The sequence below is a fragment of the Streptomyces sp. CBMA123 genome (assembly GCF_014596465.1).
GTDB lineage: Bacteria > Actinomycetota > Actinomycetes > Streptomycetales > Streptomycetaceae > Kitasatospora.
The window spans coordinates 1-10,062 of the sequence record NZ_MECK01000196.1 but is presented as its reverse complement, the minus strand read 5'-3'; the positions used below and the strand labels follow the sequence as shown (position 1 = coordinate 10,062).

The following is a 10,062-nucleotide window of genomic DNA, read 5'->3' as shown; positions in this document are numbered from 1 at the left end:
GCCCGTCGGCGTGCGGCCCGTCGGCGTCCGGCTGGTCCGCGTCCGGCTGGTCCGCGTCCGGCTGGTCGGCGTCCGGCTGGTCCGCGGGGGTCACGGCCGGGTGACCGGGCGCCGGGGCGGGAGCAGCGAGAGGTGTTCCTCCCGGACGAGGTCGAACCGCAGGGCCAGGGCCACCAGTTCCTCGCGCTTGCCGCCGGCCGGGCCCTCCTCGTACGGCTCGCGCAGCCGCAGTTTGGCGCCGACCAGGTAGTCGATGTGGTAGTTCACCGCCGAGCGGGTCAGCCCGCGACAGGAGGGCAGGGCGCGCAGCCGGCCCAGCACCTCGGTCACCCCGGGGACGGCGGCGGTGGAGGGCGAGCGCAGCCGGGGCTCGCAGAGCGCGAGCAGCACCAGGAAGTACTTGGCAGTCGGGTCCAGGGCGAAGGGGCTGACGGTGCGTTCGCCGTCGGTGCCGCCCGGCGGGCCGTCCAGGTAGGCGTGCTGCGGGGCGAAGACCTTGAAAGTGGCGGGTTCGCCGAGGGCGGGCAGCAGGACGCGGGAGAGTTCGAAGGGGACGGGCGCGCCGAGGCGTCCGGGGGCGACCTTGATGTGCTCCCCCGCGCCTTCGAGGTTCTCCACCACATAGGTGGCGGTGGTGCTGAAGTTGGACAGCCGCCAGTAGTCCTCGGCGGCGACGACCTCGCCCGCGCGACGGGAGACGCCCTGGTCGGGCAGCGGGATGGCGACCGGGCGGGCGGGCTCGCCGCGACCGAACACCGCGGCCTCGCCGGGGCCCATCCGCAGCAGTCCGGGCGCGCCGGACGATCCGCCGCCCGCCGCGCCGGGCGCCAGGTCCGGCCCCGGGCCGGGCAGTTGCACGATGACCGTGTCCACGCAGCCACCTCCGTGGGATCGGCTCGATGGTATCCGTCCGATTCGCCCCGGTGGCAATGCGCCACCCGGACGAGTGAAGGGCCACGGCCAACACCGGACGGCCGGCGGGGAGTTGCCTCCGCCGTGGGAGGAGGGCGGCTCCTCCTCGGGGCCGGTCGGCCGAGGCGGGGGCGGGGCGGCTGCTGCCAGGGCGGCGGCCGTGGACGTCAACTCCCCCTCATCTTGCACGACTTCAGCCACTTCGGGTACGGCTCGACGCGCCTTGCCCGGAACCTCCGCAAAGGCCGGTCACGGGGGTTGGCCGTCCGCACCCCGCCCTCGGCCGCCGAGCAGGCCCGGCCGGACGTCGGCGCCTACACAGCCAGGAAAAGGGTGATTCAAGGTCTGGTCAAAGCGGCCGCATTGGCGTACGGGACGCGGGGCATCAGGATCCACGCGATCCTCCCCGGCACCACGGGCACCGCCTTCGTCCGCCCGCCGGGGATCCCGGACGCGGCCTGGGCGGCGTTCCGGAAGGCCTACGGTCCATTGAACACCGACGGGTTGGAGCGGATGCCCGGGCCGGACGCGATCGCCCGCGCGATCATGGCCCTGACCTCGGACGACTTCGGTTGTCAGACCTGCGCGTCGGCGCCGGTGGACGGCGGGGCGACGGCCGGCGGCGGACGGCCGTGCCGCCCGCGAACCGATCCACGGACTGATCGTCCGTCAGGCCGCGACGTGTCCGGGCGCCGAACATCCGGCGAATGATTGCAGCCAGTAGTTGAACCGTCACCATGAGTGTGACGCAACGCACATCCGCCGATTCCAGGATGTGTGCAACACTCATCTCAAGGAGTGAGATTCCCTTAAATTCCAAGGAGGTTCGTATCATGCGCACTCGGATTGCAGCCGTGATGATGACGGTGGCAGGGATCGCAGGGCTGTCCGCCGCCCCCGCCATGGCCGCCACGGCGACGTCCGAGGCCGGCACCGCGGCCTGCGCCACGGTGCTCAACCGCCCCTGCATCACGCACCAGGCCGACAGCGAGGGCATCGTCGGCATCGCCCAGGTCAACGCGGACCCCAACCAGTTGACGATGGTTCAGGTAGAGGTGCGCTCCCAGCAGGCCTGGGGCAGCCCGTGGGAGACGGTCGCCAGTGCGACGACCGTCCGACTCGGCTCCGCCCAGGCCGTCACCCCCAAGGTCACCGCCGCCGCCCCCCACATCATCTGCGCCACCGCCGGCCCGGCGCTGGACGCCAGCAAGCAGGTGACCACCTGTACCAACCCGTTCTGATCCAGTCCGCTCCGGAGGGAGCGAAGGGATCGGAGGGACCAGCACACCCCGGCCGTCCACCCGCGGAACGGCATCCGTAGGACAGGGCAGCCCGTACGACAGGGCACAGGGAGCCGGGGCCTCTTCGGGCCCCGGCTCTCCGTCCGTCCGGCACCGGGAGCCCCCACCAGGCAGAACGCCCGGGCTCCGACACCGCCCCGGGTGGACCTGGGGGCCACGTTCACGGCAAACTGGTCTAGACCTCGAAGGTCTAGACCTCAGCCTCGCCTCAGAACGGTGGACCCAGTATGGAAATCGTGATCGTCCCTGACGCCTCTGCGGCCGGCGACCTCATCGCCGCGGCGATCACCGATCTGCTGACCGACAAGCCCGAGGCCCTGCTCGGCGTCGCGACCGGCTCGACCCCACTGCCGATCTACCAGGCCCTCGCCACCCGGGTCCGGGACGGCCGACTGGACGCCTCCCGGGCGCGCATCTGCCAGCTGGACGAGTACGTCGGGCTGCCGGCCGGCCACCCGGAGTCCTACCGCTCGGTGGTGCTGCGCGAGGTCGTCGAGCCGCTCGGCCTGACCGAGGCCTCCTTCCTGGGCCCGGACGGCAACGCCGCCGACATCGCCGCGGCCGCGACCGCCTACGACCGCGCGCTGGCCGAGGCCGGCGGCGTGGACCTCCAGCTGCTCGGCATCGGCACCGACGGCCACATCGGCTTCAACGAGCCCTGCTCCTCGCTCGCCTCCCGGACCAGGATCAAGACCCTCACCCGGCAGACCCGGGTCGACAACGCCCGCTTCTTCGACAGCATCGACGAGGTCCCGCACCACGTCATCACCCAGGGCATCGGCACCATCCTGGAGGCCCGCCACCTGGTCCTGCTGGCCACCGGCGAGGCCAAGGCCGAGGCCGTCGCCCTGGCCGTCGAGGGCCCGCTGGCCGCCGCCGTCCCCGCCTCGGCGCTGCAGCTGCACCCGCACGCCACCGTGGTGGTCGACGAGGCCGCCGCCTCCCGCCTCAAGCTCGCCGACTACTTCCGCGACACCTACGCGGCCAAGCCGGCCTGGCAGAAGCTCTGACCGCATCGAGGACCACTCCCAGGCCCGCACCGAGGACCACGCCCAGGGTCGTGCCCAGGGCCGCACCCGCGGCGCGGCCCGACCAGCCGCGAGGCCGGGACACCCAGCGGGTGTCCCGGCCTCGCGCGCCTCTCAGCGCTTGCGCAGCCACTCGGCGAAGGCCTCCAGCGCCGGGCCCGGATCGCTGCGGCCGACGCCGATCCGGAAGCGGTCGGCCGGGGTCGGGGTGAGCTCGGAACGGAACATGCTCGCCGGCATCAGCAGCACGCCCGCCTGCTCGACCAGCGCGGTGCAGAAGTCCTCCACGCCGTCCGCCCCGAGGTAGCGCGGGTAGCTGACGCAGCCGCCGTCCGGGGCCCGCCACTCGAAGAGTTCGGGGAACTCGGCGAAGAAGGCGTCGAAGAGCGGCAGGTTGGCGGCGATGATGCCCCGGTTGCGGGCCAGGATCCGCTCCCGGGCGGTGATCGCGATCCGGGCCAGCACCTCGCTGGGCGCCGAGTTGCAGATCGTGGTGTAGTGCTTGGCCCGCTCCAGCCGGCTGCGCAGCTCCCGGTCCCGGCAGGCGATCCAGCCGATCCGCAGGCCGGGCAGGCCCAGCGACTTGGAGGTCACGTTGAGCGAGAGCGCGGTGGGCGAGAGGTCGGCGGCCTGCGGCAGGATGCGCTCGGGCTCGCGCTCCAGGCCGCGGTAGACCTCGTCGGAGAACAGCCGGATGCCGCGCTCCTCGCACAGCTCGGCCAGCCGGGCGAGGTCGGCGGCGTCGATCAGCGTGCCGGTCGGGTTGTTGGGGAAGTTGACCGAGAGCACCTTGGTGTTCGGCCGCAGCGCCGCCGCCACCGCGTCCAGGTCCAGCGCCCAGTCCTGCCGCTCGTCCAGCGCGACGCCGGTGACCTCGCAGAGCGAGAGCGGAATGGTCTCCGCGGACTGGTAGTTGGGGGTCACCACCACCGCGTGGTCGGCCGGGCCGAGCAGCACCTGCATGGCGAGGTTGATGCCCTCCTGGGCACCGCCGAAGCAGATCACGTCGTCCGCCTCGACCCGCTCGTACATCCCGGCGATCGCCTGCCGCAGGCCCGGATCGCCGAAGGTCTCGGTGTAGCCGAGCGACAGGGTCTCCCAGGCCTCGCGGTCCTCCGGGCCGGCCAGGGCCAGCAGTTCGGCCATCGACATGGTCTGGGCGTCGGAGGCGGTCAGGTGGTGGCGGGCGGTGAACTCCCAGCGGGTGAAGTGGGCTTCGATCCGGAAGTCGGGCAGCTGGGTCATCGGGTACTCAGTCCTTCCTGGGGCCGACGCCGGGGCCGGCCGGGTGCTTGAGCTCGGCGAGCAGGGCGTAGGCGGTGGAGCGGGAGATCCGCAGCGCGATGGCCACGGCGGGCACGGCGCGGCGGACGGCGAACACCCCGGCCGCGTCCAGCTCGCGCAGCACGGCGAGCCGATCCTCCCGGGTGAAGCGTTCCAGCGGGCGGCCCTGCGCGCGGACGTGGCCGCCGACCACGTCGTTGATCCGCTCCGTCCAGTCCCGCTCGAACAGCGACTCGGGGCGGGGGGCGGTGGGCGCGGCGAAGTTCGCCAGCAGGGCGGCGGCCTGGTCCAGCGGGCCGCGGTCCAGGTTGACGCAGAGCACCGCCGACGGCCGGCCGGCCGCGTCGCGCAGCACCGCGCTGACCGTGGACAGCCGCCGCCCGTCCGGCAGCAGCTTCTCGTACGGTCCGTAGACGTCCGGCGCCGATGGGTCCAGTTCGTCCAGTTCGCCCAGCAGGGACGGGTCGCCGGGGGCGCGGGCCGTCATCGGGTTCCAGATCGCCAGCACCCGGTCGGTGGCGGTGTCGTGCAGCACCACCTCGGCGTAGGGCCCGAGCAGCAGCGCCACCGCGCGGCAGACCGGTGACCAGGTCAGGACGCGCGGGTCGGGGGTTTCGGCAGGCATGGACGGACTGTACGTCCGAATCGGACACTCCGTCCAGCGGTGCGCCGGGATCGTGGCCCCGGGCACGAGGAAGACCCCGCCCGGGCGTTCTTGGGTTCTCACGGACGGGGTCTTCCGAGAGCGCCGGTCAGCGGCAGGTGATCAGCAGGCCGAGGACGGAGGTGCAGCTGCGGGTGGACCGGCTGGTCGCGGGCGAGGGGTCGGCGGGGGCCCCGGCGGTGCGGGCCACCGTGACGTCCCAGGAGGAGACCAGGCTCAGCAGCCCGACGGCCACCGAGAAGTGCCGGGTGGTGGCGGCGCCCTTGGCGAGCGGCGCGGCCAGGGTGCAGGTGAGCTTGCCCGCGGCGACGGTGCAGTCGCCCGAGGTCGTGGTCAGCCCGGCGGGCAGGGCGGCGGAGACGGTGGCCGCCGTGAGCGGGTCGGGGCCCTGGTTGGTGAGGGTCACGGTGTAGTCGACCCGGCCGCCGAGCAGGCCGGAGACCGGGGTCGCGGCGAGCGCGACGGCCAGGTGGGCGCTGGGCGCGGTGTAGCCGAAGCGGTCGGCCGGGCCGGCGGCGCTGGTACCGCCCGCCGTGGTGACCTGGACGTCCACCGGGCCGGTCACCGTGGTGGCGGGGGCGGTCGCGGTGCAGCTGGTCCTGGTGCAGCTGAACGAGGTGGCCGGGCCGGCCGCGCCGAAGGTGACGGCGGTGGCGCCGTTCAGGTCGGTGCCGGTGACGGTCACCGTGGTGCCGCCCACCCCGGAGCCGCCGTTGGGGCTGATCCCGGTCACCACGGGCACCGGCAGCGGGAAGTTCAGCACCTCGACGGCGTTGCCGGTGAAGTCGGCGAGGTAGCCGCGCCGCCCGTCGGCGCTCAGCGCCAGGGTGTACGGGCTGGCGCCGACCGGGACGGTCGCGGTGACGGTCCGGCTGGCCGCGTCGATGACGCTGAGCGTGTTGTCGGCGTAGTTGGAGACGTACGCGGTGGAGCCGTCCGGGGCGAGGGCGACGGAGTACGGGCCGTTGCCGACGGTGACGGTGCCCAGCAGGGTGTTGGCGCCGGTGTCGAGCACGGCGGCCGTGGTGTCGTCCCCGTCGGCGGCCCACAGCCGGCTGCCGTCGGAGCTGAGCGCCAGGCCGAAGGCGCTGTGGCCGACCGGAACGGTGGCGCTCACCGTGCTGCTCACGGTGTCGACCACGTTCACCGCCTTGGCGCCGGAGGCCGCGACGTACAGGCGCTTGCCGTCCGGGGAGACGGCGAGCCCGTGCGGCTCGGCGCCGACCGGGACGGTCGCCGTGACGGCGCCGGACGCGGTGTCCAGCACGCTCACCGTGCCGGCCCCGGCGTTGCTGACGTAGGCGCGCGTACCGTCCGGGGACAGCGCCAGGCCCCAGGGCTGGACGCCGACCGGGACGGTGGCGGTGACGGTGTTGCTCGCGGTGTCCACGACGCTGACCGTGTTGTCCAGGTGGTGGGTCAGGTAGGCGCGCTTGCCGTCGGGCGACACGGCGACCGCGTAGGAGCCCGTCCCGGCGGTGAAGCTGCCGGTGACCGCCTTGCTCACGGTGTCCAGGACGCTGACCGTGCCGCTGCTCTGGCTGGTCACGTAGGCCCGGGAGCCGTCCGGGGTGAGCGCCACCCCGGCCGGGTACGGCGCCACCGGCACCCGGGCCGTCACGGCGGGCGGCGGCGCGGCGGCCTCGGCAGTGACGGGCTGGGAGAGCAGTGCGGCCGTGGCGGCGGATATCGCCGTCACGGCCGTCCAGGCGCGCCAGGGTGCACGACGTGATCTCAAGGGATCTCCAGGGGAGTCGGCAGTCGGGGGGTGCGGTGAAGGGCGTGGCTCCGGAGCCGCAGGAAGCGTAGATCGGGTGTTGATGACGCGTCAGGAGCTGATCGGTAATGTCTTCAACTGTTCAGTTTCGACCGGGATGCGGTCGCGACGACCCTCGCGGCGCCGCACCCACCGCCCGGCCCGGCCCACGACCCACCCCCACCCCCGCCGGCCCGGCCCACGGCGTGACCGGGGTCTCAGCCAGGAGCGTGCAGGAAATTGGAGTTGTGGAGTCGCATTCGCTAGCGTCTCGATCGTGAGGCTGACCAAGAGCACCGACATCGCCCTCCGCATCGCCATGCGACTGGCCGTGGCCGGCGAGGGCGACAACCCGACCACCCGCGAGGTGGCCGAGGCGGTCGGCGTGCCGTACACCCACGCGGCGAAGGTGGTCAGCAGGCTGCAGCACCTCGGGGTGGTGGAGGCCCGGCGCGGACGCGGCGGCGGGCTGATGATCACCTTCGCCGGGCGGACCGGCTCGCTCGGCCTGCTGCTGCGCGAACTCGAAGGCGTCGGCGACGTGGTCGGCTGCGAGGACGACCCGCCGTGTCCGCTGCGGGCCGCCTGCCGGCTGCGCGGGGCGCTGCGCACCGCGCAGGAGGCGTTCTTCGCCGCGCTCGACCCGCTCAGCATCGACGACCTGGTGGCCTCCCCCACCGGGCCGGTGCTGCTCAGTCTCACCGCCGGCCCCGCCGACTGACCCCATCCCCCTCAGGGATCAGTCGGTACCCATCCGCTTGAATACGAATCTCAGATACCAGTTCTCAGTAGTTCTCAGTAGTTCTCAGCTACCAGTCAGGAGCTCCTCTGATGCTGTCCGCGAAGTCCGCCGAGGTCGTCGAGGCCACCCTGCCCGTCGTGGGCGGCGCGATCGGTGACATCACCCCGCGCTTCTACGACCGGCTGTTCGCCGCGCACCCGGAACTGCTGCGCGACCTGTTCAACCGGGGCAACCAGGCCAACGGCACCCAGCGCGAGGCCCTGGCCGGCTCGATAGCCGCCTTCGCCTCCGCGCTGATCGCCCACCCCGACCAGCGGCCGGACGCGATGCTCGCCCGGATCGCCCACAAGCACGTCTCGGTCGGCATCGCCGGCGCACAGTACGAGGTCGTCCACGAGCACCTGTTCGCCGCGATCGTCGAGGTGCTCGGCGAGGCCGTCACCCCCGAGGTCGCCGCCGCCTGGGACGAGGTCTACTGGCTGATGGCCAACGCGCTGATCGCCGTCGAGGACCGGCTGCGCGCCGAGGTCGCCGCCGGCGGCGACCCGGCCGACCTGTGGCGCCCGTACACCGTCATCGCCCGCCACCAGGAGACCGAGACCGTCACCACCTACCTGGTCCGGCCCGCCGACGGCCGCCCCGCCCCGGCCGCCCGGCCCGGCCAGTACGTCTCGGTGCGCACCGAACTCGCCGACGGCGCCCGCCAGATCCGTCAGTACAGCCTCTCCGGCGGAGCCGACGGCGCGCTGCGCTTCAGCGTCAAGCGCGAGCCCGGCGGCGAGGTCTCCGGCCACCTGCACGACCACCTCCACACCGGCGACACCGTCGAACTGGCGCCCCCGCTGGGCGACATCGTCCTCGCCGACGGCGATGGCCCGGTGCTGCTCGCCTCCGCCGGCATCGGCAACACCCCGATGACCGCAATGCTCGACCACCTCGCCGCCACCGGCTCCACCCGGCGGGTCGTCTCCGTCCACGGCGACCGCGACCAGCTCAGCCACGCCTTCCGCGCCGACCTGGAGCAGCTGACCGCCAAGCTGCCCGACGCCACCGCCCACGTCTTCTACGAGCAGCCGCTCGGCGAGTGGCCGGCCGAGCGCACCGGCCTGGTCGACCTGTCGACCGTCGAGATCCCGGTCGGCACCACCGCCTACCTGTGCGGCCCGCTGCCCTTCCTGCGCGCCGTGCGCGGGCAACTGCTCGCGGCGGGCGTCCCGGCCGCCGACATCCACTACGAGGTGTTCGGGCCGGACCTCTGGCTCGGCGCCTGACCGGCTACCTCGGCCCCGGTCCGCCCGGGATGACACCGGGCGGACCGGGGCCGACGAACCGGCCGAGGCCGACGCCGACTCGGCGCCCCGGGTGGGCGAGTTCGCCGCGCACCCTACAGGCGCTGCTCCTCACGGGCGGAGTTCCAGGGTGCAGCACTTCGCCCCGCCGCCGCCCTTGAGCAGCTCGGAGACGTCCACCGGGATCGGCTCGTAGCCGTGCTCGGCGAGCCGGCCCGCCAGGTTCTTGGCCGCCTCCGGGAGCAGGACCCGGCGCCCGTCGGAGACCGCGTTGAGCCCGAACACCTCGGCGTCCGCCCGGTCGGCGAGGATCGCGTCCGGGTAGAGGGCGCGCAGCACGGAGCGGCTGTCGGCGTCGAAGGCCTCCGGGTAGTACATGACGTGGTCGTCGCCGAGGACGGCCAGCGCGGTGTCCAGGTGGTAGAAGCGCGGGTCGACCAGGGTCAGGCTGACCACCGGCACGCCGAACAGCTGCTCCGCCTCGGCGTGCGCGGCCCGCGAGGTGCGGAAGCCCGTACCGGCGAGCACCCGGCGGCCGACCACCAGGTGGTCGCCCTCGCCCTCGTTGACGTGCCCGGCGCGGCGCACCGCGCGGTAGCCGTGCAACCGGAACCAGGACTGGTAGGCGTCGGACTCGGCGGCCCGCTCGGGGTAGCGGAAGGTCGCCACCAGGGCCCGGCCGTCCAGCACGGTCGCGCCGTTGGCGGCGTAGACCATGTCGGGCAGGCCGGGCACCGGGTCGATCAGCTCCACGGCGTGGCCGAGGCGGCGGTACGTCCGGTGCAGCCGCTCCCACTGGCGGACGGCGAGTGCGGTGTCGGTGGGCTGCGCCGGGTCCATCCACGGGTTGATCGCGTAGTCCACCGTGAAGTACGTCGGCCGGCACATCAGGTAGCGCCGGGGTCGCGCCGTACGTGCCGGGGTGTGCGTGGGCATTGCTCAACCATCCTCGGATCGCGGGGAGTTGGTGTGTGCGGGGACCGCGTCTTTCCAGAGGCCGCTGCCCCGCCGCCCCCGTTCGCACACCCGCGCGGACGCCCCCGGCGGGCGCAACCCCCCGCGCACCCGGCGCGAGCCCCGGCGCAC

The 10,062-nt window shown here is 73.6% G+C and carries 10 protein-coding genes; 5 read left to right on the top strand and 5 right to left on the bottom strand.

Annotation, left to right across the window (positions count from 1 at the left end; translation table 11 throughout):
• Positions 1-90: 90 nt before the first annotated feature.
• Positions 91-873 carry a serine/threonine protein kinase gene (locus BG452_RS21825; protein ID WP_188306030.1) on the bottom strand — a complete coding sequence of 261 codons (783 nt, stop codon included), beginning with the start codon at positions 871-873 and terminating at the stop codon, positions 91-93.
• 222 nt (positions 874-1,095) lie between these two features.
• Here BG452_RS21825 and BG452_RS21820 point away from each other — a divergent pair, with 222 nt between their 5' ends.
• The 3 genes from BG452_RS21820 (at position 1,096) to nagB (ending at position 3,223) form a co-directional block, all read left to right on the top strand.
• Positions 1,096-1,623: an SDR family oxidoreductase gene (locus BG452_RS21820; RefSeq protein WP_223242555.1), complete on the top strand. Its 528-nt coding sequence runs from the start codon at positions 1,096-1,098 to the stop codon at positions 1,621-1,623.
• Between the two features lie 122 nt (positions 1,624-1,745).
• Positions 1,746-2,153, top strand: a complete 408-nt coding sequence (locus BG452_RS21815; RefSeq protein ID WP_188306028.1) for a hypothetical protein — start codon at positions 1,746-1,748, stop codon at positions 2,151-2,153.
• Between the two features lie 287 nt (positions 2,154-2,440).
• Entirely contained in the window at positions 2,441-3,223 is a 783-nt protein-coding gene (gene nagB / locus BG452_RS21810) for a glucosamine-6-phosphate deaminase (protein WP_188306027.1), read from the top strand.
• Positions 3,224-3,355: 132 nt separating this feature from the next.
• On the opposite strand, the gene BG452_RS21805 is transcribed toward nagB, so the two are convergent.
• From BG452_RS21805 to BG452_RS21795, 3 genes are all read right to left on the bottom strand, one after another.
• Complete coding sequence (locus BG452_RS21805; protein WP_188306026.1) at positions 3,356-4,486, bottom strand: aminotransferase class I/II-fold pyridoxal phosphate-dependent enzyme; 1,131 nt, start codon at positions 4,484-4,486, stop codon at positions 3,356-3,358.
• Between the two features lie 7 nt (positions 4,487-4,493).
• Entirely contained in the window at positions 4,494-5,150 is a 657-nt protein-coding gene (locus BG452_RS21800; RefSeq protein WP_188306025.1) for a transcriptional regulator, read from the bottom strand.
• 127 nt (positions 5,151-5,277) lie between these two features.
• On the bottom strand, positions 5,278-6,927 hold the full coding sequence (locus BG452_RS21795; RefSeq protein WP_188306024.1) for a beta-propeller fold lactonase family protein: 1,650 nt from the start codon (positions 6,925-6,927) through the stop codon (positions 5,278-5,280).
• A gap of 295 nt (positions 6,928-7,222) precedes the next feature.
• On the opposite strand from BG452_RS21795, the gene BG452_RS21790 reads away from it, so the two are divergent.
• Together BG452_RS21790 and BG452_RS21785 are read left to right on the top strand one after the other, a co-directional pair.
• Positions 7,223-7,666, top strand: coding sequence for an RrF2 family transcriptional regulator (locus tag BG452_RS21790; RefSeq protein WP_188306023.1), 444 nt, complete (start codon positions 7,223-7,225; stop codon positions 7,664-7,666).
• A gap of 110 nt (positions 7,667-7,776) precedes the next feature.
• Positions 7,777-8,958, top strand: coding sequence for a globin domain-containing protein (locus BG452_RS21785; protein ID WP_188306022.1), 1,182 nt, complete (start codon positions 7,777-7,779; stop codon positions 8,956-8,958).
• A 129-nt stretch (positions 8,959-9,087) separates the two neighbouring features.
• Here the strand turns inward: BG452_RS21785 and ddaH are convergent, their stop codons facing one another.
• On the bottom strand, positions 9,088-9,912 hold the full coding sequence (gene ddaH / locus BG452_RS21780; protein WP_188306021.1) for a dimethylargininase: 825 nt from the start codon (positions 9,910-9,912) through the stop codon (positions 9,088-9,090).
• Positions 9,913-10,062: the final 150 nt, after the last annotated feature.

Excerpts from the sequence above, each read along its gene's own strand:
- BG452_RS21815 (WP_188306028.1), top strand. The coding sequence starts at position 1,746 with ATGCGCACTCGGATTGCAGCCGTGATGATGACGGTGGCAGGGATCGCA.
- nagB (WP_188306027.1), top strand. The coding sequence starts at position 2,441 with ATGGAAATCGTGATCGTCCCTGACGCCTCTGCGGCCGGCGACCTCATC.
- BG452_RS21805 (WP_188306026.1), bottom strand. The coding sequence starts at position 4,486 with ATGACCCAGCTGCCCGACTTCCGGATCGAAGCCCACTTCACCCGCTGG.
- BG452_RS21800 (WP_188306025.1), bottom strand. The coding sequence starts at position 5,150 with ATGCCTGCCGAAACCCCCGACCCGCGCGTCCTGACCTGGTCACCGGTC.
- BG452_RS21785 (WP_188306022.1), top strand. The coding sequence starts at position 7,777 with ATGCTGTCCGCGAAGTCCGCCGAGGTCGTCGAGGCCACCCTGCCCGTC.
- ddaH (WP_188306021.1), bottom strand. The coding sequence starts at position 9,912 with ATGCCCACGCACACCCCGGCACGTACGGCGCGACCCCGGCGCTACCTG.